The organism is Mucilaginibacter sp. P5_A6 (assembly GCF_056400585.1).
The window spans coordinates 111,109-137,269 of record NZ_JBFUKZ010000021.1; the positions used below are offsets into that span (position 1 = coordinate 111,109).

24 protein-coding genes are annotated in these 26,161 nt (G+C 41.7%); 10 read left to right on the plus strand and 14 right to left on the minus strand.

The features are described from left to right. Positions 1–157 precede the first annotated feature (157 nt). Positions 158–2,716 (plus strand): mechanosensitive ion channel family protein, encoded by a 2,559-nt coding sequence (locus AC1DO4_RS20500; RefSeq protein ID WP_477419232.1) that lies wholly within the window; start codon positions 158–160, stop codon positions 2,714–2,716. Here AC1DO4_RS20500 and AC1DO4_RS20505 read toward each other — a convergent pair. Both AC1DO4_RS20505 and AC1DO4_RS20510 read right to left on the minus strand, forming a co-directional pair. Further along, positions 2,685–3,737 (minus strand): glycosyltransferase family 2 protein, encoded by a 1,053-nt coding sequence (locus AC1DO4_RS20505; RefSeq protein ID WP_477419235.1) that lies wholly within the window; start codon positions 3,735–3,737, stop codon positions 2,685–2,687. The two genes, AC1DO4_RS20500 and AC1DO4_RS20505, sit on opposite strands and share 32 nt — an antisense overlap. Beyond that, positions 3,734–4,618: a lysophospholipid acyltransferase family protein gene (locus AC1DO4_RS20510; protein ID WP_477419237.1), complete on the minus strand. Its 885-nt coding sequence runs from the start codon at positions 4,616–4,618 to the stop codon at positions 3,734–3,736. The genes AC1DO4_RS20505 and AC1DO4_RS20510 overlap by 4 nt, the downstream gene beginning before the upstream one ends. Before the next feature lie 14 nt (positions 4,619–4,632). On the opposite strand from AC1DO4_RS20510, the gene AC1DO4_RS20515 reads away from it, so the two are divergent. The 3 genes from AC1DO4_RS20515 to AC1DO4_RS20525 are packed head-to-tail and all read left to right on the plus strand — an operon-like array spanning position 4,633 to position 7,427. After that, positions 4,633–5,271 (plus strand): WbqC family protein, encoded by a 639-nt coding sequence (locus AC1DO4_RS20515; RefSeq protein WP_477419239.1) that lies wholly within the window; start codon positions 4,633–4,635, stop codon positions 5,269–5,271. Continuing rightward, on the plus strand, positions 5,272–6,396 hold the full coding sequence (gene corA, locus AC1DO4_RS20520) for a magnesium/cobalt transporter CorA (protein WP_477419241.1): 1,125 nt from the start codon (positions 5,272–5,274) through the stop codon (positions 6,394–6,396). Between the two features lie 26 nt (positions 6,397–6,422). Beyond that, the gene (locus tag AC1DO4_RS20525) at positions 6,423–7,427 is read left to right on the plus strand and encodes a transglutaminase domain-containing protein (RefSeq protein WP_477419243.1); all 1,005 of its coding nucleotides are present in this window, start codon (positions 6,423–6,425) and stop codon (positions 7,425–7,427) included. A 2-nt stretch (positions 7,428–7,429) separates the two neighbouring features. On the opposite strand, the gene msrA is transcribed toward AC1DO4_RS20525, so the two are convergent. Together msrA and AC1DO4_RS20535 are read right to left on the minus strand one after the other, a co-directional pair. Further along, the gene (gene msrA, locus AC1DO4_RS20530; protein ID WP_477419245.1) at positions 7,430–8,086 is read right to left on the minus strand and encodes a peptide-methionine (S)-S-oxide reductase MsrA; all 657 of its coding nucleotides are present in this window, start codon (positions 8,084–8,086) and stop codon (positions 7,430–7,432) included. An 80-nt stretch (positions 8,087–8,166) separates the two neighbouring features. Next, positions 8,167–8,430 (minus strand): DUF3820 family protein, encoded by a 264-nt coding sequence (locus AC1DO4_RS20535; RefSeq protein WP_477419247.1) that lies wholly within the window; start codon positions 8,428–8,430, stop codon positions 8,167–8,169. 102 nt (positions 8,431–8,532) lie between these two features. Between AC1DO4_RS20535 and AC1DO4_RS20540 the strand changes: the two genes are divergently transcribed. Then, positions 8,533–8,760, plus strand: coding sequence for a hypothetical protein (locus tag AC1DO4_RS20540; RefSeq protein WP_477419249.1), 228 nt, complete (start codon positions 8,533–8,535; stop codon positions 8,758–8,760). A gap of 74 nt (positions 8,761–8,834) precedes the next feature. Here the strand turns inward: AC1DO4_RS20540 and AC1DO4_RS20545 are convergent, their stop codons facing one another. The 5 genes from AC1DO4_RS20545 to uxuA are packed head-to-tail and all read right to left on the minus strand — an operon-like array spanning position 8,835 to position 14,473. Continuing rightward, a complete protein-coding gene (locus tag AC1DO4_RS20545) occupies positions 8,835–10,142 on the minus strand; it encodes an MFS transporter (RefSeq protein ID WP_477419250.1) in 1,308 nt (435 codons plus the stop codon). Positions 10,143–10,161: 19 nt separating this feature from the next. Beyond that, on the minus strand, positions 10,162–10,821 hold the full coding sequence (locus AC1DO4_RS20550) for a beta/alpha barrel domain-containing protein (RefSeq protein ID WP_477419252.1): 660 nt from the start codon (positions 10,819–10,821) through the stop codon (positions 10,162–10,164). Beyond that, complete coding sequence (locus AC1DO4_RS20555) at positions 10,818–11,858, minus strand: PfkB family carbohydrate kinase (RefSeq protein WP_477419254.1); 1,041 nt, start codon at positions 11,856–11,858, stop codon at positions 10,818–10,820. Before AC1DO4_RS20555 ends, AC1DO4_RS20550 begins: the two co-directional genes overlap by 4 nt. Beyond that, on the minus strand, positions 11,855–13,267 hold the full coding sequence (uxaC, locus tag AC1DO4_RS20560; protein ID WP_477419256.1) for a glucuronate isomerase: 1,413 nt from the start codon (positions 13,265–13,267) through the stop codon (positions 11,855–11,857). Before uxaC ends, AC1DO4_RS20555 begins: the two co-directional genes overlap by 4 nt. A gap of 9 nt (positions 13,268–13,276) precedes the next feature. After that, the gene (gene uxuA, locus AC1DO4_RS20565; RefSeq protein WP_477419259.1) at positions 13,277–14,473 is read right to left on the minus strand and encodes a mannonate dehydratase; all 1,197 of its coding nucleotides are present in this window, start codon (positions 14,471–14,473) and stop codon (positions 13,277–13,279) included. A 54-nt stretch (positions 14,474–14,527) separates the two neighbouring features. Here uxuA and AC1DO4_RS20570 point away from each other — a divergent pair, with 54 nt between their 5' ends. Continuing rightward, on the plus strand, positions 14,528–14,764 hold the full coding sequence (locus AC1DO4_RS20570; protein ID WP_477419261.1) for a hypothetical protein: 237 nt from the start codon (positions 14,528–14,530) through the stop codon (positions 14,762–14,764). 183 nt (positions 14,765–14,947) lie between these two features. Here the strand turns inward: AC1DO4_RS20570 and AC1DO4_RS20575 are convergent, their stop codons facing one another. The 3 genes from AC1DO4_RS20575 to AC1DO4_RS20585 all read right to left on the minus strand — a co-directional run bounded on the left by AC1DO4_RS20575 (position 14,948) and on the right by AC1DO4_RS20585 (position 19,620). Next, complete coding sequence (locus AC1DO4_RS20575) at positions 14,948–16,648, minus strand: sodium/sugar symporter (RefSeq protein ID WP_477419293.1); 1,701 nt, start codon at positions 16,646–16,648, stop codon at positions 14,948–14,950. A gap of 52 nt (positions 16,649–16,700) precedes the next feature. Beyond that, positions 16,701–18,029 (minus strand): xylose isomerase, encoded by a 1,329-nt coding sequence (gene xylA / locus AC1DO4_RS20580; RefSeq protein WP_477419263.1) that lies wholly within the window; start codon positions 18,027–18,029, stop codon positions 16,701–16,703. Positions 18,030–18,132: 103 nt separating this feature from the next. Further along, the gene (locus AC1DO4_RS20585) at positions 18,133–19,620 is read right to left on the minus strand and encodes a xylulokinase (protein WP_477419295.1); all 1,488 of its coding nucleotides are present in this window, start codon (positions 19,618–19,620) and stop codon (positions 18,133–18,135) included. A gap of 130 nt (positions 19,621–19,750) precedes the next feature. Here AC1DO4_RS20585 and AC1DO4_RS20590 point away from each other — a divergent pair, with 130 nt between their 5' ends. Further along, positions 19,751–20,788 (plus strand): LacI family DNA-binding transcriptional regulator, encoded by a 1,038-nt coding sequence (locus tag AC1DO4_RS20590; protein WP_477419266.1) that lies wholly within the window; start codon positions 19,751–19,753, stop codon positions 20,786–20,788. 131 nt (positions 20,789–20,919) lie between these two features. Beyond that, positions 20,920–21,447, plus strand: a complete 528-nt coding sequence (locus tag AC1DO4_RS20595; RefSeq protein WP_477419268.1) for an STM3941 family protein — start codon at positions 20,920–20,922, stop codon at positions 21,445–21,447. 59 nt (positions 21,448–21,506) lie between these two features. On the opposite strand, the gene AC1DO4_RS20600 is transcribed toward AC1DO4_RS20595, so the two are convergent. Continuing rightward, positions 21,507–21,746: a glycosylhydrolase-like jelly roll fold domain-containing protein gene (locus tag AC1DO4_RS20600; RefSeq protein ID WP_477419270.1), complete on the minus strand. Its 240-nt coding sequence runs from the start codon at positions 21,744–21,746 to the stop codon at positions 21,507–21,509. A 252-nt stretch (positions 21,747–21,998) separates the two neighbouring features. On the opposite strand from AC1DO4_RS20600, the gene AC1DO4_RS20605 reads away from it, so the two are divergent. Then, complete coding sequence (locus AC1DO4_RS20605; RefSeq protein ID WP_477419273.1) at positions 21,999–23,306, plus strand: cytochrome ubiquinol oxidase subunit I; 1,308 nt, start codon at positions 21,999–22,001, stop codon at positions 23,304–23,306. Positions 23,307–23,318: 12 nt separating this feature from the next. Continuing rightward, positions 23,319–24,329 (plus strand): cytochrome d ubiquinol oxidase subunit II, encoded by a 1,011-nt coding sequence (locus tag AC1DO4_RS20610; RefSeq protein WP_477419275.1) that lies wholly within the window; start codon positions 23,319–23,321, stop codon positions 24,327–24,329. A 103-nt stretch (positions 24,330–24,432) separates the two neighbouring features. On the opposite strand, the gene AC1DO4_RS20615 is transcribed toward AC1DO4_RS20610, so the two are convergent. Continuing rightward, positions 24,433–26,091 (minus strand): alpha-L-rhamnosidase-related protein, encoded by a 1,659-nt coding sequence (locus AC1DO4_RS20615; protein ID WP_477419277.1) that lies wholly within the window; start codon positions 26,089–26,091, stop codon positions 24,433–24,435. Positions 26,092–26,161: the final 70 nt, after the last annotated feature.

Consider the following 26,161-nt stretch of genomic DNA (forward strand, 5'->3'; position numbering starts at 1 on the left):
CGCCGTACAGAGTAGCTTTGCAAATCCGATCTGCATAGTAAACCTCACAATTACGAGCTGTTTTTTTATTTTTAAACAGCTTCTTACATCTTTTATCTTTTTTAAAACGTTTTCAGGTATAATGTGTTAACACATTGCTTTCAGCCTATCTTTTACGATGCATAAATTATCTAAGGTTACCGCTTTTATCTTATTATTCATCACGCTTTTTTCTTGTGCCGATGTGCTTGCGCAAACAAAAAAGAAAAAACAGCGATCGGTAAGGGATTCCCTCCGCGCTGCCATCCTGTCGCGGGACTCCCTGATGCGGTCACTCAAAAAATCAGACACATCGGTAAATAACCTTTTACAAAAGGTGGAGTATTATACTTCGTCTTTTAACCAAATCAAAACCAATCTTTCTAAAGAATTGGATACGATAGAAATCAGCCGGAAGCTGCCTTCTTTTGAAAGACGGATTGGCCTGATTAAATCATTAATAGACAACGATAAATCGAGCACCCTGCGCTATTTGTATGCTATCCGCGATGTTTTAACCCGGAGTGACGATCAATTAGACCTGTGGCAGGATCAACTGGCCGACATTAATACCAAACTGGTTCAAAACCAAACCGACCTAAATGCCATATCGAAAGATAGTGTGTTAAAGATTCTGCCGTCTGACAGTTCATTGGCTACTACCTATCTCATCCAAAAAATAGCTATAGATAGCAAATATCACAGGCTGGATACTGTTAACAAAAAGTTGATGGTAAAAATAGGTCTGCTTCAAAATCGTGCATCAGCCGTTTATATCGGTGTGCTTGATTTGAAAGATCAGATAGACCTGAAGATCAGAAATTTCAGTATCCGCGCTTTATCTGCAGAATACAGCAGTATATGGGAGATGAAGGCCGATGAGGGGACTGATTTTGGTGATGCGGTTTCAAAATCAGCAACCATGAACTCCAAATTGTTGAACTTTTTCATTGGTCGCGATATATTGATCCACCTGGCCGGGTGTTTATTATTAATAGGCTTTGTACTCTGGGTTTATACCAGCCGTAAAAAAATTCTAAAGATAAATGAAGCGCCCGACAATATATTTAGCCAGGCTAATTATGTAGTTAATTACCCCATTGTTTCTTCGGTAATTATAACATTTACCTTATTACCTAATTTTTATGATCATCCACCGGTGGTAGTGTTAGAGGTATTTTTCCTGGTACTTATCAGCGGAATATTATACCTGGTGAATAAAGCCTGCCCTAAACCATTTTTTAATTATTTAATGCAGCTTTATGTGCTAACTATACTTTACTGTCTCAGTAATTTATTTGTACAGGTTGCCAATGCCGATAGAGTGGCGGTGCTTATCCTGGGTATAGCATCGGCATATATTAGTATCAGGTTTGTAAATATTGTACGCAAAGCGCCAGGTGATTTTTTACCATATACAGGCCTGGTACTTAAGCTTTTTGTATTGCTGCAGGCATGTTCATTTATCTGTAATGTATTTGGCCGCTTTAGCCTGGCTAAAATAATTGGTGTAACCGCCATACATAACCTGTGGCTTGTATTAAGCATGTATTTTGTGGTACAGATACTAATGGAAGCCTTGTTTTTACAATTGGAAGCCAGTAAAAACAACAATAGCATTAGTTCATTTATTGATTTTAAGCTGCTTAAAAACAGGTTCAAAAGCGTACTCACAGTATTAGCAAGTGCGCTTTGGCTGGTTATGCTTACCCAAAACTTAAGTATTGAAGACGCCGTTTTTGACCGCCTTGCTGCTTTCCTTACAGCAAACCGCAGCATTGGTGGCACCAATACGCAGTTTACCTTTCAAAGTGTCATCATATTTTGCGTGGTGATATGGCTATCAACCCTTACTTCAAAAATCATCAGCTATTTTTACGATATATCTGCCAAACACCATAACGATATGGATGTGCTGAAAAAGAAAAACCGCACCTCTACCCTGCTCATCCGTATAGGGGTTATTGCGGTTGGTTTTTTCCTGGCAGTTGCAGCTTCGGGTGTTCCATTAGATAAGATCACCATTATTGTAAGCGCCTTTGGTATTGGCATCGGTTTTGGTTTGCAGAATATTGTAAATAACCTTGTTTCGGGACTGATACTGGCCTTTGAAAAGCCTATCCAGGTTGGCGATATTATTGAGGTAGATAACCGCTCGGGTACCATTATGGATATCGGTATCCGCGCCAGCAAAATTGCTACCGGCGACGGCGCAGAGGTAATTATCCCTAATGGCGACCTGATATCACACCATGTAATTAACTGGACCCTAAGCAATAACAACCGCCGTGTTGAACTGATTGTAGGTGTAGCTTATGGCTCAAATATTGAAAAGGTAAAGGGTTTGCTTACGGATTTATTGAACAACCACGAAGACATCATGGCCGAACCTGCTCCCTCCGTATTTTTACATAGTTTGAGCGAAAGCTCTGTTGATTTCAGGTTGTTTTTCTGGGCCGATGATATAAATACATGGCTTGGACTTAAAAGCCGTGTATTGACTGACATTTACGATACTTTCAATAAAGAAGGGATCGAGATTCCTTTTCCTCAACAGGATATGCATGTTAAATTTCCCCAGGGAATGCCTGCGTTGAACATTCCGGTAAAAGCGAAAAGCAAAGCTAAAGCAGATAAAAAAACTGAAGAGCCGAATGCCACTGATACTAAACCAGGTCGGCCTGCGGAAGATCAGTAAACCTGGTTTTCTTTTTAACAAAAAACTGCCATACAATACTGCCTTTGAAGGTTCCTTTTAAGTGAATAGTGCGTGACGAATCGGGTAAAATAACTTTTGACTTTTGACTTTTAGCTTTTGACTTAAATAACCCTGCAAAAAAGCTTTGGTGTGCCCTGCTTATCGCCCAGGCATCTTTGCGCTTGCCTTCGGTTAAAAACCGCAGTAAAGCCAGCAGATCCAGCCATATGCGGATACTGATGAGCCAAAACGCTCTCCAGAAAGACAGGTTATTTTTAATCAACAACAAATTGTTCCTGAAGTTGAGATAGGTTTTAAAAGGGTTTTCTGCGTTCAATGTGCCCCCACCGACGTGATATACCGTTGATTGTGCACAATACATTACCTTGTAACTCATGTTTTTTAAGCGCCAGCATAGGTCTATTTCTTCCATGTGTGCGAAAAAAGATTCGTCAAATCCACCGGCAAGGTCCCAGTATTTCTTTTTGATAAATAAGGAAGCGCCCGATGCCCAAAATATTTCGCCCGACTGCTCATATTGCCCATGATCTTTTTCTACTTCATTAAACAGTCGTCCGCGGCAAAACGGATAGCCATAAGCGTCAATAAAGCCTCCGGCAGCACCTGCGTGCTCAAATGTATCTTTTTTAGCGTAAGCCAGTATTTTAGGCGCAGCAGCAGCAATTAGGTCATCACTTTCCATCAGGCTTACAACCGGCTCAATCCAGCCGGGTACTACTTCCACATCCGAGTTCAGCAGGATGTAATAATCGGCATCAACCTGGGCCAAAACCCTGTTATAACCGCCTGTAAAGCCATAATTCGTGTCATTTTCTATGATCCTGATGGATGGGTAGTTATCGCGGACAAAAGCCACAGAATCATCAGTAGAAGCATTATCGCCCATTACAACTTCCAGCGCAGGCCAGGTTGAGGCCAAAACCGATGGAAGAAATTGCTTAAGATATTTAGCGCCGTTCCAGTTTAAAATAACTACGGCAACTTTGGGTTTATTTATCATGTATGTTTGTCCTCCGGCTTAAACTTCCACCTCCGGTGCGACCATAGCCAATATTGTGGTTCCCGCCTGATCATGCTTTCCAGGTATTGCACGTGTATGTTGGTAATTTCATGCTCGGCTGTCTGCTTCGCATTTTCTGTTAAGGGAATCAGCGTATAAGTATAATAGCCACGTTTAACGCGTTTCATGTCGTAAAAAACAACGGCCGCATCAATTGTTTTGGCTATTTTTTCGATGCCCAAAAATACGGCAGTAGGTTGGTTTAAAAAGCGGGTAAAGTAAGTCACCTCGTGCATAACGGGAGTTTGGTCGCCAACAAGTACACTTACGGTTAATTCCTTTCGGTACTCTACCATCTTGCGCATAGTTTGTTTCATGGCAACAGGCTGCCCGCCAAACCGGGATCTGATTTTGATAAAAAAGTCATTAAACGTAGCGTTCGACAGCGGTTTATAAACTATCATAAACCTTTTATCGGTTACAAAATTAAAATTCAGCGCCGCCATTTCCCAGTTGCAATAATGACCCGCCACTGCAATGATGCTTTTACCTTTGGCAAAATATTCATGCACCAATTCGGCATTGGTAGCTACCACCCTTTTTTGGATCTGCTTTTCAGATACAGTGATCATTTTTACCGTCTCTACCATCAAATCGGCAAGGTAGCGATAATACTTGCGTTCAATATCCTCACGCTCTTTAACTGATTTTTCAGGGAAAGCATTAGCCAAATTTTGTTGCACCACCTGTCGGCGGTAATGTACTATGTAATAGATAACAACAAATAAAACATCAGATACGAGGTACAAAAACCAGAAGGGTAATAATGATATGAGGTATAAAAATAATATCCCCAATCTTAAAAACCCTTTTTTTATCATTATTTTAACCAATTTTGAACGCAAACATAAAATATATGATTGAAAAAGGTGCTGTATTACCTATGTTTTATCTTCCACCGGTTGAATATTTTGTACAATTAAATACGTACAAGCCTGATATACTGATAGAAAGAGAAGAACATTTCCCCAAACAAACTTACCGCAACCGGGCTAATATTTATTCGCCCGAAGGTATCCTTACACTGGTGGTGCCGGTGGTAAAAGGGTCAAAAACTCATACAAAAATTAAAGATGTTAAAATAAGTTATGATTTTGACTGGCAGCGCCTGCATTGGCAAAGCCTGGGTGCCTGTTATCGCCGGTCGGCTTATTTTGAATATTATGAAGACGACCTGGCAGTTTTTTACGATAAGAAAAAGCAAATTCCATATTTGTTTGATTATAACGAACAGCTTTTACAACTGCTGCTTAAATTCATCAAAATAAAAACGGAAATAAAATATACCGATGAATACCATGCTGAGTATACGTCCGTTCCAGACTTCAGAGCATCTATCCACCCTAAAAAAGAAATTGAACTGCAACAAAAACCGTATTTTCAGGTTTTTGAAGATCGGCATGGCTTCCTGCAAAATTTGAGTATTGTCGATTTAATTTTTAACCAGGGCCCGCAAGCCATAAATTATTTATAAATGAACAATATTATAAAAAGGGTTAAATATAACGCGCGCCGCAATGCAGGAAACGTTGGCGACAGCCCGGGTATGATTCGCGTACCGGATGGCGCTCTTAAGCCGCATATAGCCATGTTTAGCTATAACAAAGATGAACTGATAACATCCGAAGGCAAAGATATTAAGGTGATACTATCGCAGCTTAAAAAGTGCGATAACCATACCCACTGGATAAAAGTAAATGGCCTTGGCGATGCAAAACTGATAGAGCAGATAGGCGTTCATCTTAATATAAACCCTTTAGTACTGGAGGATATTGCCAATATCCACCAGCGCCCTAAGTTTGATGAGTATGAAGATTATGTATTTAGCACCAGCCGCATTGTGCATTTTAACAGTGAGGACGAACTGATAAATCACCAGTTTTCGGCCATTATAAAAGATAACCTTATTATTAGCTTTGAAGAAGACCATAAAGAGTATTTTGAAGCCGTAAAGGCCCGTTTAAAAGCCGGTAAAGGCGCCATACGTACTGCGGGGCCAAGCTATATGTGTTATGCCTTAACCGATACTATAATTGACACCTACTTTATTTTACTTGCCCAGATAGGCGACAAACTGGATAGCATAGAAGATAAAGTATATAACGATGCGGATAAAAGCATCATGTTTAATTCGCAGCAGATAAAACGCACGCTTATTATCATCCGCCGTGCAAGCTGGCCCGAGCGGGATAAGATCAATGATATGATCCGCTCAGAAAGTGCACTGATAACGCCGGAAGTAAAGCTTTTTTTGCGCGATGCGTATGACCATTGCATCCAGGCAATGGATTTGATTGAAAACTACAAAGAGGTAACCTCCAGTATTATCGACTTGTATTTATCAATGGTGAGCAACCGCATGAACGAGATTATGAAGGTACTAACTATCATCTCGGTTATATTTATTCCGCTCACCTTTATTGCCGGTATTTATGGAATGAACTTTTCCCGCCAGGATGATAAAGGACATTTGCTGCCTGATAACATGCCCGAACTTTACTGGCATCACGGTTATATATATGCTATTATCTTTATGTTTTTGATAGCAATTATACAGGTTGTTGTTTTTTGGAAAAAGGGATGGTTTAATAAATTGTAATATATTTGATCAACGTCCGATTTTCAATGAAGCTAAACCTTTGCGTGTTATTTATTTTTGTGAGTGCGTTTTTTAAACCTGCGTTCGCGCAAACGGCCAATACAGATTCTGCTGATCTTGAGTATGTTAAAAATATAGACATCACCACTACCAGTTTTGAAAAGCTATTGCCGGCTATAATCCAACCGGGTAATACCGCAGAGCAAAAACTGAAGCTGGTTTATTACTGGGTATACGCACATATTGATTTTGATACCCACCGTTTCCGGCAATCCGGCCCGCTTCAGCCATTAAGTACTCAGGAAACTTTAAAATCGGGCAAGGCATTGTGTTATGAGTACAACGGTTTTGTTAACATAGCCTGTAGCTACCTCAAAATTTCGGGCTTTGATATTGAAGGGTATGTAAAGTATTATGGGTTTGAACCTGGCGGCTCGTTTACACAAAACAATCACGTTTGGCACGCAGTATACATAAACGGCAAATGGAAAATGATAGACCTGCTGTGGGGAAGCGGCAGTTTGTCAATAAAAGGAGATGATTATAAATTTAAAAAGAGCCTCCATCCAGCATACTTCCTGGCGTCGCCCGATGATTTCCTAAAAACGCATCTGCCTGCCGATCCGGTTTTTCAATTTCAGGAAAAACCATTGACTATGGCAGGATTTACGGCTAAAGATTATAATGAAATTGATAACGAAAAGCGCGGAAACTACATCAATTATGCAGATAGTATAAAAGCATCCTATAAATTGCCGGCGGCAGATAATGAAATAAAATCGGCGTTGAGGGCTTATAAATTTAACCCAACCAACGCCGATCAATTAATTATTGTTTATTATAATGCTGCTGTTAACCTCATGAACAATGAAAAGGCTAGTAAAAGTGAGCTTACAAAAGCAAAAAGCTATTTCTTACAGGATATTTCGTTAATAGAGAAAACCTCAACAAAAGAACTAAAGCCGTTGTTACAAGTCTGCGACCGTGGTGTAGCTTCCGCAACACTCCGTTTAAAAAAGATTAAAAGCTAAGATTATTTCGCAAACTCCGACTTCAAATCTGCAGCCATCGCTTTCCTGAATTTCATCACTTTAGGTGTAGAAACCGACTCGATATACAGCTGATTCAAATGGGTTTTATAATAGCCCTGGTGATAATTTTCGGCAGCATAAAATACAGTGAAAGGTACAACCTGTGTAACTACCGGGTTGATATAATGCTTTGATTCGTTCACTTTTTTAATAGTAGCCAGTAAGATGTTCTTCTCCTCGGGGGTACGATAAAAAGCTACGGAACGGTAATCGGTACCCTCATCCGGCCCCTGGCGGTTTAATGTAGTAGGATCATGTGCAAAGAAAAAAGCCTCAGCCAGTTTAGCATAACTGATCACTTTGGGATCATAATACACCTGTACAGTTTCGGCATGGTTGGTGGTACGGGTACTAACTTCTTCATAAGTGGGATTTTTAGTATTACCCCCCGCATATCCGGATATCACTTTGTTAACCCCTTTCAGCTCAGACATAGCCTCGGCCATGCTCCAGAAACAGCCGCCGCCAAAAGTAGCAAGAGCCTCCCCGGTTTTGGGTTTAGGTAATGTAGCTAGGGCATCACCACCTTGTTTTGGCTGACCATTTGCACAGCCAACAAATAAAAATACACCCGCGATATATAAGATCAACTTGTTCATGATTATGATATTTTTTTACAGTTTAGACGTATATACGCAGCAAACCTTACAGCCGGATGGTCACAATAAGGTAATCTTGGTTATTTAAGTTTAGGGCTGATCCCTCCCCCATTCCGGAGTGATTTTTTGACCATAAGCAGTATATCACTCAGGCCATTTGTTTTTATCTCGAAAACGGTTGACAGCATCATACCGAGTTTATCTTTAGTAAAACCCTTGCCGGCCATCCATTCCAGGTAACTTATAGGAATATCGGCTATAATAGTGCCTTTATATTTACCGTAAGGCATTGGGGTTTGTACAATATCTACCAGTACTTTAGGATCGGGTTGTAAGTTTTCCACGGAAGTAAAGATAATGTTTTTTGAGGTTAGCTGATTGTAATCATCGCGACAAGTAATACAAACACAAAACAATATCCGGTGTTATTATAAAAATTATAAACTATGGAACAGCAAATTGAGGCCACGTTAACCGGCACCGACAGTACAATTGATGGCATTTTGCAGCCTATTACTTACGGCAACTTCACTAAAGCATATGAATTTAAATCTGTTGATGGTACATTACACCTGATTATAGCTAAAGATAACGATGGTGAATGGATCAGGTTAACAGGTACCGAACCCTACTTATCCAGTTGGATAGAGGAGTTGGCAGAGCAGGTAAATTGACTAACGACATAATTGAACAATAAAAAAGTGCCGGTACGTATGTTCCCGGCACTTTTTTATTGTTCGTACCCCTATTATAGGTTTATAGGTTTCATTTTAGGAACAAGCATGTGCATAATTAACCATGCTAAAATGTAGGCGCTGCCACAAACAAAAAACATAATATAGTAGGCAATTTCTATTTTGTGAATAGCCCGATAATGTACAAACAGGTTTTTTTGTACAACAAGGGATAAAAATACGCCGCCTATTGATCCAAACATGCCTCCTATACCCGTAACCGAACCAACAGACCTTTTTGGAAACATATCAGACACCGTAGTAAATATATTTGCGCTCCATGCCTGGTGTGCCGAAGCTGCTATGCCAATTACAATTACAGCAAGCCACATATTAATTCCGCCTAAAAGCTGCGCGAAAATAATAGGGATGACAAAAAGCGCGTAAACTAACATAGAAGTTTTCCGGGCTTTAAAGACAGGCCAGTTCTTTTTGATCAACTGCATTGGTATCCATCCTCCGCCAATACTTCCTAATGTCGACATAGTATAAACCAAAGCTACCGGGATTGCTATAGCCGTACCCTTTAAGCCATATTGGCTTTCTAAAAAATCGGGAAGCCAAAACAGGTAAAACCACCAGATAGGATCAGTCAAAAATTTACCGATCACAAATGCCCAGGTTTGCTTAAAGGTCAACAGTTTGCCCCACGATATTTTTTTGGTTTCAATTAACTGTTCATTTGGGGTAGCATCCTGTTGATCGCTATTGATATAATCAAGTTCTGCTTTAGATATATATTTATGTTTGGCAGGAGTTTCATAATACAAGTACCAAAGCAAAAGCCATATAAAACCAATTGAACCGGTTATAATAAATGCCCAGCGCCAGCCCCAGGCAGCTGCTATAAACGGAACCGTTAGCGGGGCTACAATAGCGCCAATGTTTGAACCGGAATTAAAGATCCCTGTTGCAAACGCCCGTTCTTTTTTTGGAAACCATTCGGCTACTGTTTTAATAGCTGCAGGAAAATTACCCGCCTCACTTATTCCTAATGCCGAACGTACAACGCCAAAACCAAAAGTACTGCCAACAAATGCATGGCATACGGCGGCAACACTCCAAAAAAATGTCGACATAAAATATCCAAGCTTTGTTCCTATTTTGTCGATAATCCCTCCGGCTGCCAACAGCCCTAAGGAATATGCGATTTTAAAAGCTATTTCAATATTGGCATAATCACCATCGTCCCATTTAAATTCAACCGTAAGGTTTGATTTTAGCAGGCTGATTACAGCCCTATCAAGGTAATTGACGGTCGTTGCAAAAAAAACGAGGGCACATATCACCCACCTGTAGTTTCCAACTTTGGTTTCTCTCATTATAATTGGTTTAAATTGGTTATTTGCAGGTTTGTACTATCTCCAGCAACTTTATAGTATCGTTATATAATTGATCGTACAAACGGTTTTCGAGTACACTTTTACTAATGAGTTTGCTGCCCATGCCCACCGCGCAAACCCCTGCTCTAAACCAGGTGCTGATGTTATTGATATCCAGATCAACCCCACCTGTTGGTATAAACAGCTGGCCGGAAAAAAGATCCCTGATAGACGATACAAACTCCGGCCCTAAAATATTTGCCGGGAAGATCTTTATCAGCGCGGCTCCATGCTGTTGCGCACTATGGATCTCGGTAGGCGTCATACAGCCCGGAATCCATAACAATTTATGCTGGCTGGCTATTTTCTCCACCTCGGGATTAATAATTGGCGATACTATAAAATCAGCCCCGGCACTAATAAAAGCCGCTGCTTCGGCGCCCGTTTTAATGGTGCCTATACCCAAATACAAATCGGGCATTTCATCTTGCTGGGCTTTCTTTAAAACTTTAAAATTTGCCAGTGCGGCAGCACCCCGGTTGGTATACTCAAATACGCGTATGCCTGCTTTATAAAGGGTGCGTGTTATCTCAAGGCTCACATCCGCATCTTCATAAAAAAACAGTGGTAATGTGCCCTGGGTTAGTATAGCGTCAAGCACTATTTCTTTTTTGCTCATGATTTAATGGCTTTAGTAATTTCTTCAACTGTTTTATTGGTGGCATCGCCCTCAATAAATAGTTTGGTGTATGCGGCAGCGGTTGCAAACTCCAGGGTTTGTTTCGGATCAAGATTAGTATAAAACCCATAGATCAATCCTGCCATAAAACAGTCGCCGCTGCCTACTTTATCTACTACCTTATTGGTGTCGTACTGGTTTGAATTGTATAGCTTGCCGGCTGTATATAAGGCAGTATAATAATTAATTCCCTCGCCCGCATCAAAGCGGAAGGTATTGGCAACAGCAGTGCATTTAGGATATTGTGCCATGATGCTTTCTGATGTTTGCAGGGCCTCTTTCAGGTAAATACTTTTTTGTCCCGATTCATGAATATCCGGTGCGATTGGTATGCCAAGCATCATTTCGGCAGCCCAGATATTGCCCATTATCAAATCGGCATATTTTACAAGCCGGGGCATAATATCTATTGGATTTTTACCGTATTTCCACAGTCTTGAGCGGTAATTCAAATCAACTGATATGGTAATATTTTTAGCTGATGCGGCTTCCAGTACTTCAAGACATACATCCGCCACGTCCTGGCTTATAGCAGGGCATATCGCGCTAAAATGAAACCAGCTTACACCATCCAAAGCTTCGTCCCAATTAACCTGCCCTGGTTTTAATGACGCAAATGCAGAACCGGCCCTATCATATATCAATGCATTATTCTTGATATCCTTGCCACGGGTTAAGTAATAAAGACCTATCCTATCGCCATGCATGTATACTGATGAAGTATCGACCTTCTTTTCCTGCAAATAACCGATGATCTGTGACGACATGGCATTATCCGGCAAAGCCGAAAAATATGCCGATGGCAGATCCCATAAAGCTAAAGCGGTAGCCACATTCAACTCGGCGCCGCCAACAAAAAACGGCAGTTGGTTATCATCAAGCCATTCACCGCCGGCATCGGGGCAGATCCTTAGTAACAGCTCACCAAATGAAAGTATTTTGCCTTTCGGAGATCTTATTTCAAGCGGCTGGCTCATTTTGACAAATCGAATTTAAAGTAGTTCTTAGCGTTGTAGTAACAGATATCCTGGATGACCTTGCCTGTCCATTTGATATCATTTGGCAGCTCGCCACTTTCAATATCATCCCCAAACAAGTTGCAAACCAACCTGCGGAAATACTCGTGCCGCGGGAAAGACAGGAAACTGCGCGAATCTGTAAGCATACCAACCATCCGGCTGATAAGGCCGATGTTGGATAAGGCGTTCAGTTGTTTGGTCATCCCATCCTTCTGATCCAGGAACCACCATGCCGAGCCAAACTGCACCTTCCCGGCAACAGAGCCATCGTTAAAGTTGCCCGTCATAGAGGCCATTAGCTCGTTATCTGCAGGGTTTAGATTATATAATATGGTTTTGGTGAGTTGATTGGTAGTATCTAGGCGATTAAGGAACTTAGACAGCGCCCTCCCCTGCGAAAAATCGCCGATTGAATCCCAGCCTGTATCGGGCCCAAGTTCACTTAAACCACGTGCGTTATTATTGCGCAATGCGCCCAGGTGCAACTGCATTACCCAACCCTTTTCATGATTCCAAAGAGCAAACTGATGTAACATGGCCGACTTGAATTTCAGGATCTCATCGGCCTTTAATACCTGCCCGCTTCTTATCTTTAAATATATTGCCGCAATTTCTGTGTCGGTGTAGTCTTCAGCATAAACCTGTTCCAGCCCATGGTCGGATAAGCGGCAGCCATTTTTGGCAAAATAGTCATGGCGGCTTTTAAGGGCCGTTAAGTACGTTTCTATACTATCAATGGTAATGTTTGTGATGGTTTGCAGCTTATCAATGTAGCTATTTAGTCCAATCAGGTCATCAGCATTCATGGCTTTATCGGGCCTAAAAGTTGGTAATACCTGCACTTCATAGCCACTGGCTTTGATCTGTTGATGATACAACAAATCATCCGAAGGATCATCCGTAGTACATATTACCTCCACATTTTTACTTTTGATAATGTTGCGAACGCTGTAATCAGCTGATTGCAGTTTTTTGTTGCATTCACTGTATACGTCAACAGCTGTTTCCGTTGACAGCAGTTCCTTTATATCAAAATAACGTTGTAACTCCAGGTGTGTCCAATGGTAAAGCGGGTTGCGTAAGGTATACGGAACAGTAGCTGCCCACTGTTCAAATTTCTCCTGGTCGGTTTTATTACCGGTAATGTAATCCTCATTAACACCATTTGCACGCATGGCCCGCCATTTATAATGATCGCCGTTAAGCCAAACCTTTGTGATATTCTCAAAATTGATATCGGCGGCTATCTGATCGGGCGGTAAATGGCTGTGGTAATCTATAATTGGTAAATCGGCAGCGTATTCATGGTATAAGCGCTGTGCTGTTTTTGTATTTAGCAAAAAGTCCTGATCTAAAAAACTCTTCATTGTATAAATTTATGCCCTATCAAGTAAAGACCGTTTAACACCCATTTCTAAACCCCGTAATTCGGCAAGCCCCTTTAAACGGCCAATTGCAGAATATCCATGATAGGTTTTATAATTAAAATCATCCAGCAGTTTATGCCCATGATCGGGGCGCATCGGTATGGCAATATCATCCCGGCCGTCCTTTTCCCGCTTTTGCTGCTCCAGTACAATGTTCTTCATCACTGCATACATATCTGTGCTGCCACCCAAATGCTCAGCCTCATAAAAGCTGCCGTCGGCCTCACGCTGTACATTGCGCAGGTGCAGAAAATGGATATGCTCCCCTAACCTTTCTACAATACCGGGCAGGTCATTATCTTCCCGTGCTCCCAGGGAGCCACTGCAAAAAGTTAAGCCATTACTTGGCGACGGGCAAAAGTTCACCACATCTGCCAGGTCCTGTTYGGTAGAGACTACCCTTGGTAAACCTAATATCGGGAAAGGTGGATCGTCCGGGTGGATACACATTTTCACGCCTGCTTTTTCTGCCGCAGGGATAATCCCCCGTAAAAAGTAAGCCAGGTTTTCCTTTAATCCTGTGGCATCAACATCGGCATAACGTTTTAAATGCTCTTTGAATTCACTGATAGACAATGTTTTATCAGTTCCCGGCAAGCCGGCCATCAGGTTATTGATGAGTTGCGTTCTTTCCTCAGTAGTAATACTTTCAAGATACTGTTTGGCTATTTGCTGCTGCGCGCTGCTATAATCATCCCGGGCGCCATTGCGTTCCAATATGTACAGATCAAATGCGGCCAGCGCTTTGGCATCGTATCTTAACGCGGTTCCCTTGTTGGGTAACAGGTAGTCAAGATCGGTACGTGTCCAATCCAAAACGGGCATAAAGTTGTAGCATACGGTTGTAATCCCCGCACTTGCTAAATTCTGAAGGGTGCTGACGTAGTTTTCAATATACTTGTCCCTGTCGGCAGATGCGGTTTTAATACTTTCATGAATATTAACGCTTTCCACAACAGACCAGCTTAATCCGGCCTCTTCAATTATTGTTTTACGTTGGATTATTTCATCGAGCCCCCAAATTTCACCTACCGGAATGTGGTAAAGCGCGGTAACTACCCCTGTAGCACCAGATTGAGCAATAGCTGTTAATGTAACCGGATCGGCAGGGCCAAACCATCTGAATGTTTCTTCTAAATTATTCACTATAGGTTAATGGTATTGTAGTTTGACCGGCAAATTACACATCATTATTTCAAGTTGGAAACGTTATTTGAAACAATCTACGATAACGTTTGCGTGAAAGGCCAATGTAGTAGCTGGAATGGATTGCCAGGCAATATACAACAGCAGGTGTTCCACCGGAACGCCCCCGAACACTGGAACGGCCGGAACGCCTTCATCGCTGATAATCAATATTTTAGTATTTTTGAGATTTATAGCTGCGGAACACCATTTGTATTGATTATCAGCGTTTTAACATTTTCAAAAAACTGACACTTTTCTTGTCCTGAAATAGGTTTACACATTAGTAAACAAACATTGTCTTGTTCTGAAATAGGTTTATAGATAAACTTAAAACGTTTTTTTTCATTAATATTTATACCATTTATATCCATAAAAAAAGAGCGGCAGGTATTCAACCCGCCGCTCTTTTAATATTTATACAGAATTATTTTACTACCAGAAAACTGAATAAAGCGCCACAACTATACCTGTAACTATCAATGCACCGGCTAAAAATCCTCTTGATGTTTTAAACATAGATGCATCAATTTCCAGTCCGTTGGTGGTAATACCTCTTGCCTGGTCAATTTTTGATATGATGTACATACCAACAACGCAAATGATAAATACAAAGCCCATACGATCAAGGAAAGGGATCTCGTAAAGTTTGGTAACCTTATCATCCTGTAAAGCCAGTTTCGAAAAACCATATGGCGACAGGAAGCTCAGATCGGCAAAGCGAGGTAACAGTTTAAAGAAACACGACATGATGAAACCGCCAACGGTTGCAAACAAGGCCGCATTTGAAGTAGCCTTTTTCCAGAAAAAACCAAGAATAAACATGGCAAATATACCTGGAGACACGAAGCCTGTATATTCCTGTATATACTGAAACCCTTGTTTACCCTCGCCCATTAATGCCTTGCCAATAAGCTCGGATAAAATGATACCCAATACCATTGCAACCACAACAGACCATTTACCTAAACTTACCAGTTTTTTATCGGTAGCGTTAGGGTTAATGGCTTTTTTGTAAATATCCAGTGTGAAGATGGTAGCTATACTATTTGCCTTACCTGCCAGCGATGCTACAATTGCAGCTGTTAAAGCGGCAAATGAAAGACCCTTTAACCCCGTTGGCAACAAGTTAAGCAGTGATGGATAAGCCTTATTAGGATCCATAACACCCGATGAACTCATCATTTCCTGGTGGAACATGCCTTTTTGGTACAGCAGGTAAGCAGCAATACCCGGCAATACCACAATAACCGGCATCAGCAGCTTAAGGAAAGCCGCGAACAGGATACCACCACGTGCGGTTTTAAGGTTTGCACCCAAAGCCCTTTGGGTAATGTACTGGTTACATCCCCAATAGTTAAGGTTGGTGATCCACATACCACCTATCAGTACCGATAAACCAGGAAGATCCATATAGTTTGGATTATCTTTCTTGAATATCATATGGAAATGATCGGTAGCCTCGGTATGCAATATTTTAAAGCCGTTCAACAAGCCGGTAGTACCTTCTTTTTCGCTTAAAAGCGTTAATGCAAGGTAAGTAGCCATTAAACCACCCAAAATAAGCACCGCAACCTGTATAACATCGGTATAACCGATTACCTTCATCCCACCCAGAGTGATAACAACAGAGAATGCAGCCAACAACCAGATACACAGATGGATATCTAATCCTGATATACCACTGATAGCTAACGCACCAAGGTAAAGGATAGACATTAAGTTAACCACAATGTATAATAACAACCAAAATATGGCCATGATCATAGCTACAGTGCCATTATAGCGCTGGTGCAAAAACTGTGGCATGGTGAAGATCTTGTTTTTAAGATACACCGGTATGAAAAATACTGCCACAATGATCAATGTAATTGCCGCCATCCACTCGTAGGTTGAAATGGCTAAACCCATCTTAAACGCCGATCCGCTGGTACCGATAAATTGCTCGGCAGAGATATTGGATGCGATTAATGATGCCCCGATTGCCCACCAGGTAAGCGACCCTTCTGCCAAAAAGTAATCTTTTGAGGTCGCGTCGGCGTTATGTTTGCGCTTATATACCCACCAGCCATAGCTGGAAACTATAACAAAGTAGATAAAAAATACAGCATAATCGCCGTACGAGAGGGTTTTCAGGTTCATTGTTTGGTCAAGTTGGTTTTAATAATGTTAGTTTGACAATTATAAACTATATATAGCGATTTATCAAATTTTCTAAATATTCTTGTCGGCCGCTTAATGTTTTTGGCTCGCCATTGGTTATTGCATAGGTACGCAAATCTTCCAATGAAAGCTTACCACCTTCAAAATCTTTTCCCGAACCTGTATCAAATGAAGCATATCTGTCAGTACGGATCTTTTTGTATTCTGATTTCTGCAGGATATTATCCGCTATTACCAAAGCACGGGCAAAAATATCCATACCACCAACATGGGCGTAGAACAAGTCGGCCGGGTCTGTAGAGTTACGGCGAATTTTGGCATCAAAATTAACACCGCCACCTTGTAAGCCACCTGCTTCTAATATGATCATCATCGATTCGGTGATCTCATTGATATCATTCGGGAACTGATCGGTATCCCAGCCGTTCTGCGTATCGCCTCTGTTGGCATCTATCGAACCTAATAAACCAGAATCGGCTGCTACCTGCAACTCATGCTGGAATGTATGGCCAGCCAAAGTAGCGTGATTCACTTCCAGGTTAAGCTTAAAGTCGCTCAACAGATCGTACTTCTGCAAAAAGCCTAATACGGTAGCCGCATCATAATCATACTGGTGTTTGGTAGGCTCGCAAGGTTTTGGCTCGATAAAGAAATTACCTTTAAAGCCTTGTTTGCGGGCATAATCCTTAGCTGTATGTAAAAATTTGGCTAAATGTTCCTGCTCACGTTTCATATCGGTATTCAGTAGGCTCATGTAACCTTCACGGCCTCCCCAGAATACATAGTTTTCGCCACCCAAAGCAATGGTAGCATCAATAGCTGCTTTCACCTGGGCACCTGCGTGGGCCAGTACATGAAAATCGGGATTGGTTGCAGCACCGTTCATGTACCTGCGGTGACTAAACAGGTTTGCTGTTCCCCAAAGTAATTTTACACCACTTTCGGCTTGTTTTTGTTTAGCATATTCAACCAAAGCCTGTAAGCGCCTGTCGTTTTCGTTAACATCATTGGTATAATCAACCACATCCACATCATGGAAACAGTAGTAAGGAATGTTCATTTTGGTGATGAACTCAAATGCCGCGTCCATTTTGTCTTTGGCACGTTCAACAGCATCCGCTTTTTCGTCCCATGCAAAAATGTGGGTAGCACCGCCAAACGGATCGGCACCATTACCGTTAAATGAATGCCAGTAAGAACAGGCAAAACGTAAATGCTCGGCCATAGTTTTGCCAGCTACTACCCTGTTAGCATCGTACCAACGAAACGCTAATGGATTATCTGATTCGAGGCCTTCAAATTTAACCTGGCCTATTCCTTTAAAGAATTCTTTTTCTCCGGTGATAATACTCATATTTTTAATTATTGAATTGTATTAATTATTGAATTACTGATTTATTGAATTATTGAATTTTTCTTTTCCCTTTTCTTAACCTTTTGCCTTTGACCTTTTGCCTTTAACCTTTCGCCTTTAACCTCACATCCAAAAGTTCCTTCCATTCCTGGTATATCGGTTCAAACGCGGTGGTTGCTGTTGGTTCTATTAATTGTATAGCTTTTGTATTACTGAATGCTTCGGCCGGCGATTTAAAGATCCCCGCTCCTATTCCGGCGCCTAATGCCGCACCTACACTGCCATCGTTGTTGTATAATTCAACAGGAACACCTGTGGCATTTACAAAAGCTTCGGCAAAAAGCTCACTTAAAAACAGGTTACTTTTACCGGCACGGATCACGGTTGGGTTCATGCCATTACTGCGCATAATATCAAATCCATAACGGAACGCGCAGGCTATACCTTCCTGTACCCCTCTGAAAATATGAGCCTGGGTATGCAGGTTAAGGTCGATATTTTGGAAATGGGCGCCTACCTGCTTGTTATTCAGCATTCGCTCGGCCCCGTTGCCAAATGGCAATACCCTTAAGCCGTCGCTGCCTAACGGCGCTTTTTTTGCTTCGTTGTTTAACTGGGTATAGCTTAAACCTGCACCGAAATTGTATTTTGCCCATCGGTATAGGCTACCGGTGCCATTAATACATAATAATACACCTAAGCGTTTTTCTTCTTCGGTATAATTAACGTGGGCGAAAGTATTGATGCGCGACTGCTGGTCGTAAGCAAGTTGATCGCTCACGCCGTAAATCACGCCCGATGTACCGGCTGTTGCTGCTACTTCACCAGGGTTCAATACGTTTAATGAAAGGGCATTATTGGGTTGATCGCCGGATTTATACGTTACCGGGATGCCTGCCTTTAGTTTCAACTTTTCGGCAACCGAAGTAAGCAATGCACCATGCGATGAAAATACCGGGTTAATTACCGGGAATAAGCTTTCGTCAAAGCCAAAGTAGTTGATAACCTCTTTGGAGATGCTGTTGGTTTTGAAATCGAAGAATACGCCTTCGGATAATGCAGATACCGATGTAGTTATATCGCCGGTTAGTTTCATGGCGATATAATCGCCGGGCAGCATGATCTTATCTATTTTTGCGTAGATCTCCGGCTCGTTTTCCTTAACCCAGGCCAGCTTGGATGCAGTAAAGTTCCCGGGGGAGTTTAACAGGTGCGATAAGCAATTCTCCTCGCCAATGGCTGCAAATGCTTTATCACCAATTTCAACAGCGCGGCTATCGCACCAAATAATACTATCGCGCAATACGTTCTGGTCTTTATCAACCAATACCAAACCGTGCATCTGGTAGGCTATACCTATGGCAGCTATATCCTGCGAATCATAGGCACCTTTGGTATGGCATCTCTCTAAAGCTTTTTGCGCCTGCTCCCACCACATTAATGGTGATTGCTCTGCCCAGCCGGGATGTATGGCTTTTATTGGCGATTCCTCATCCGGGAATTGCGCCGATGTTATAATTTGTTGCGTATCAGCGTTAACAACGCTAACTTTAACCGACGATGTGCCGATATCAATCCCTAATAACAGCATGAATTTTTTTGGGTTACTAACATGAATATTAAAAACGGGTTTACTTTTGGTAATTAATTCCACGAAATTAATTAAATATTTAAAATTACAATCGATTGCGTAAAATATTTTTTCCAAATTGCACTTTATAATGAAAAAAGGAAAACGTACTACCATTTATGACATTGCCGCCAAGCTGGGTATAACCGCGTCTTCGGTATCAAGGGCGCTGAATAACAGTAACCAGGTAAACGAAAAAACCAAGGAGCTCATCATGAAAACAGCCGATGAGTTAAACTACAAGCGTAACGTACTTGCCTCAAATTTGCGTAAGGGGCATTCAAAAACCATCGGTGTGGTAGTACCCCGCATTAACCAGAATTTTTTTGCGAATGTGATTGCCGGTATCGAGGAAGCCACCTATCAAAAGGGGTATAACCTCATCATCTGCCAATCGGGCGAGCTGCATGATAAAGAGATCCAGTGTGTGAATACGTTGATAAACCAGGATGTTGATTGTATCGTAATATCTGTATCTGCAGATGGGAACGATTACCAGCACCTTCAAAATGTAATAGATCATGGCATCCAGCTTATCCAGTTTGACCGCGTGGCCGAGGAACTGGAAACGCTGAAAGTGATCAATGATAATGAGCAGGCTTCTTATGAAGCCGTATCGCACCTGATAGAAAGCGGGTATAAACGTATTGGATTGCTTGAAGGCCCACAAAACCTCAGTATTTTTAAGCAACGTAAATCGGGCTACCTGCGGGCATTAAAGGCCTACAATATTGATGTGATTGACGAACTGATAGTTGAAAACGCCTGGACAAAAGAGCTGGGCGCCGAAGGAACCCGCAAACTATTAACACTCCCCCAGCCTCCTGATGCCATATTTGCTTCCACATCAGATTTCTCGGCCCTGGGTGTTTTGGAGGTAGCCAATGCCATGAAAATAAAAGTGCCATCTGAATTGGGCGTTTGCGGCTATGCAAATGAAGGATTTTCGGAAATCACCAGTCCGTCCATTACCACTATCGACCAGTTTAGTGTTTACATGGGTAACACCGTTGCAAACCTTTATTTCCAGGAAAAGGGCAATACCGATACTACAGCCAAGCCGAAAATCATCAGTATTAAGCCCGAGCTGATCATCAGGGGATCGACGGCGAAGAATGGGAAGGGGTAGAATGTTAGTTGTTATCTGCCGGCAAATACTCACCCAACGAGGCTGCGCCGAAAAGAGGGTGATAATAATTTTCTATACTTGATTTTACCGTCTAATGCATTTTATATTGGCCTTAAACTTTATGCCTAAACATGAATAATTGTATAAAATTCGCCATAAATAAGACTTATTTTTACTCCTTATTTATGTTAACATTGGGATTGTTTTTATTAGATACCTGCTATTTATTATTTAACAAACCTACAAAACGAGATATTCTCCCGATGGTTACTCTTGACATTTTTTATTTAATTGTGATCATCCTATTCGTTAGAAAATATCTTGTGCTTTCCTCGGATAACCTAACCGCGCTCGAATTAAACGAAAATGGAATTATTGATTACATTTCAAACGTCAGCGTAAAATGGCATAACGTTTCCGATATTCGTTTTAAAAAAGCAGGGAGTAATTCCTATATTTCGATTGTTGTGAATGATAAGAAAGAAGTAATCAGACAAAGTAAAAATGTTTTCAAAAGGATTTCTCTTTATATTGTCATGCTTATCACAGGTAGTCCGATTAGAATATTACCGATTTATATCAAGGGGAAAAATGCAGATATCTTCTATAAAATATATGACTATTTCAAAAAGAGAAATTTAAAAGCTGACATAGGATAATATCAACTCTAAAACTCCTCCTCCATCAACAAAGTTACCGGCCCAATCAATCCATTCCCTCAACGGCGAACATTTTTCCGGCTCGCTAATCGTCCAGGTTTTACGTTTCCCTCTGGGAACGATACATCATAGGCCAAATGGTTAAGCCAGGTGCTGGTTACCTCCACTTTCAGGGAGTTTTTACCCGGAACAATTGCAATAGTTAAATCTAACTGGTAAGGATTGGACCAAACGGCACCAATAAATTTTCCGTTAAGCGTCACTTTCGCTATCATGTTCACTGCTTCCAGGTTAATCAATAAAACGTGCCGGGTTCCGTTTTATCAACGATGAATGTGGTTGCGTACGCGGCGGTATCCGAAAAAGCTTTTGCCTCACTTCGTTTCATTATATTTGGTTCCGGGACTTATCTGCCTTCATTTTTAGTAAAAAGCATCCAATAATACAACCCTTTACCCCGAAATACCTGTTATTCATATTCAATATCAATTAACATTTCTGTTACATTTGTGCCATATAGCTTTTAACTTTCAACCATAATTTATTGCACTATGGATGATTTTATTGCAGCAAGGTCGCAAATGGCCCTATCATTAGGTTTTCATATTATTTACTCCTGCATTGGTATGGTTATGCCTGTTTTTATGGCCATATCGCATTATAAATGGATAAAAACCAAAGATCCGGTTTACAAAAACGTTACCATAGCCTGGAGCAAAGGTGTAGCTATATTTTTTGCCACCGGAGCTGTATCCGGTACCATGCTGTCTTTTGAGCTGGGTTTATTGTGGCCATCGTTCATGAAGCATGCAGGCCCCATATTTGGGATGCCGTTTTCATTGGAGGGTACGGCCTTTTTTATTGAAGCAATTGCACTGGGGTTTTTCCTTTACGGGTGGAACAAGCTTAACACCTGGTTTCATTGGGTTACCGGGGTGGTGGTTGGTATAAGTGGGATAGCATCGGGTATTTTGGTGGTTTCGGCCAATGCCTGGATGAACAGCCCATCCGGTTTTGATTATGTGGACGGTAAGTATTTAAACATCGATCCATTAAAGGCCATGTTTAACGAGGCCTGGTTTTCCGAATCGTTACACATGACCATAGCTGCATTTTCCGCAACAGGTTTTGCGGTAGCGGGGATCCATGCGCTCATGATCTATAAAAAAAGGAATATTGCTTTTCATACCAAATCATTTAAAATAGCTATAGTATTTGGCGCGGCGGCGGCCATACTTCAACCTTTAAGCGGCGATATCTCTGCCAAGGGTGCCGCCAAAAGACAGCCAGCCAAGCTTGCCGCAATGGAAGCCTATTTTCATACCCAGGAATATGCGCCGCTGGTTATTGGCGGGATACCGGATACCGTAGCTAAAAAAGTAAATTATGGTTTAGAGATTCCCGGCTTACTGAGCTTTTTGGTTCACGACAATTTTAAAACATCTGTGAATGCGCTGGACAAGATCCCGTTTAAGGATCAGCCCCCTGTTGCAATTGCACATTATGCATTTCAAATCATGGTAGGTATCGGTACATTGATGATGTTCATCGGGATCCTGTATTTTATTGCCCTTTGGAAAAAGAAGGAATGGTTTAGCAAAGCATGGTTTCTTAAATTATTCATTATTGCCACACCATTGGGCTTTATTGCGCTGGAGGCCGGGTGGACAGTTACCGAAGTTGGCCGCCAGCCATGGATAATCCAGGGAGTTATGCGCACAAGCGATGCCGTAACCAAAATGCCCGGCATTCAGTATACTTTTTACCTGTTCACCTTCATTTACTTCACCCTGAGCGTATTTGTTATTTTCCTGCTGAAAAGACAGATCCAGATGGTACCAGAATTGTACGACCGTTAACCCGCTGATATTATGTTATACGTTGTTATCTTATTTTTATTTGCCGCCATTACCCTTTACTTCCTGTTGGGTGGTGCCGATTTTGGCGCGGGCATCATCGAGCTGTTTACATCAACCGATAATAAATCCCGCACCCGCAAAACCATGTACCAGGCCATAGGCCCCATTTGGGAGGCCAACCACATGTGGCTAATTATTACCGTGGTTATCCTTTTTGTAGGTTTCCCGGATATTTACAGCGAAATGTGCACTTACCTGCATATTCCCCTGTTAATCCTGCTATTGGGTATTATTGCCCGTGGAACTGCCTTTACCTTTCGTAATTATGATGCTATAAAAGACGAAAAAACACAGGCGTTTTATAACCATATGTTTGTGTATTCCAGCTTTGTTACGCCTTTGTTTTTAGGCATTATTGCCGGCAGCGCACTGTCTGGTCAAATTGATCCAACAGCTGCAACATTTGTAAGTGCCTATATATTTAGCTGGCTCAATTGGTTTTCGGTAGCTGTGGGCTTCTTCACCGTGGCTCTTTGCGGCTTCCTTGCTGCGATTTATATTGTTGGTGAAACAGACAATGTTGATGATATAAAACGCTATATCAAAAAAGCAAAAGTATCAAACATTGTGGCCGTTATTTGCGGAGGGCTGGTTTTTATTGCATCCGAGATTGAGCATGTGGGCTTATCCAAATGGATTTTTGGCAACCCGGTGAGCCTTACGGCCGTGATAGCCGCTACCCTATCGCTGGTATTATTATGGTTTATCATATCCGAAAAGAAAAACCGGCAATGGATCAGGTTATTGGCCGCATTCCAGGTAAGTTTGATCCTGATCTCGGTTGGTGCAACACGCTTCCCCCGTTTCGTGATATTTAAAGGAGGCAGCTCCATGTCGCTCTTAACCGATCATGCCACCAACAACACTATTGATGACCTTGGGATAGGATTGCTGATTGGTAGTTTATTTATACTGCCCGCGCTGGGGTATTTGTATTACAGCTTTCAAAGGAAGGATAGATAAATTGTCTGAACCGGAATTCATCGAATTAACGAATTAACGAATTTGCAGAATTTTAGAATTCTAATAATTCAACTAATTCGATGAATTCCGGTTCAGAAAAAACCTACCTCTGAAATATCTCCGGGTACTTCCTTATAAAATAAACCGGCGTGCAGCTCCAGGCATGGCAGTAGCTGTTTACCGGGTAAAAGTCATAAGGAGATTTTAGTTCGTCTTTAGGGTAATAAACTTCCCAAAAAGTATCAGCCCCTTTTTTGATCATGCCACCCCAGTAAGTAGTGAGCGCTTCTTTGGCTTCGGTCTTTAAACCGCTTTCAATTAAAGCCGCCACATAATAGTGAAACATATATGGTGCACCGGGGTGTACCGCATTGGTTACAGCTGGTAACGCCTTTAGCGCTTTTTGTCCTTCGGCTTTGGTAGCTACGCCGCTTAATACCATCCAGGCTTGCGCGCCGTATGATATCTGCTTATCTACCCCACTCACAAACAGACCCGATTTTTTATCATACAGGTTTTTATGGGCAGCATCCTTTAATTTTTTGGCTAATGCAGGAAGTTCGGCAACTTCGCTTTCCTTGCCTAATAATTTAGCCAGGGCATAGGTTTGGTTAAGGGTATAAACACTTAAGCCCTGCAAAACGGTTTGTTTATCAAGATCGTTCTTCCAGTCGAAAAACACCCACCATTCTTTGCCCGCTTTAACGTAGTCCATCATACCATCTTCGCCTGCATATTTTTTAATCATATCGAGTTGTTTTTTGGCAACAGGCCACAAATCACTACCGGTTTGTTTATCGCCGGTGGCGGTAACGTATTCCTTCAATGCTACATTGTACAGGAAGCAATAATCAAGCAGGCGGTTGCCGGTTTGTGCATGAGGCTCGGGTGTTTCAAATACATTTGATATCAGCACCCCATCTTCGGCAGATAAACCGGCCAGTAAATAAAAGCAGCGTTTGGTAAGGTTATTATTCTGGAAAGAATACAGGTTAGCCAATGATTCAAGGTAAAGGTCTCCTATCCATAACCGGCGATCACGTTTTGGGCCATCTTCATATACGGTTTGCATGCACTCTTTTAACGTAGTTAAACCTACCCTGTCAATATCCTGTATCATTTGCGTCGTTCCGGCGGCTAAGGTGGCAGGTGCGGTAGCTACGGATGTTGTTGCCTTAAATTCAATATTAGTGATTGCAAAATCAAAGTAATTTGATGCCCCTAATAACTCTATCTTCACAAAACGGCAAGCCAGCCTGCGCGGAATAGTAATAGTGGCAGGCGACTCGGTAACCGTAACAATCTCGTCCTGTAGCCAGGCCCGGCTCAGTGTTCCCGGGTAGGGATCAAATGGTGTTGCCAATTCTGAAGGAACTTCACCAAAGGTAAATTTTAACCTTAACGGGGCATCCATAACACCCTTTGTTGCTTTTACGGTGAAAGTGAAATAGCCGGTCATGTGTTCGCCAAAATCAGCAACTACCCCGCTTTGTTTTTTAAATGAGTTGCTGTACAACACATCTACCCCATCGGACTTTACTGTTTTCCAGCCCTGGAAAGCCGCAGCATCTTTTTCAAGTTTCACCAAAGCGATTGGCTGTTTTACAGATTCGATGAGTTTGGGTTTATATTCTTCGGCTTTTTTTAGCCAGGCTTGCCTGTAACCTGCATAAGGGTCCTGGGCTTTTACATTAGCCGTTATCAATGCGATAGCGCAGGTAAATAAAAAAATGAACTTAGCGTTTGGTCTGTTTGGCGCCATAAAGGTTAAATTTAAGATTGAGTTCTTTGGTTTGGTATCATGGAGAAGACCAGGCAAAGAAATAATTGGT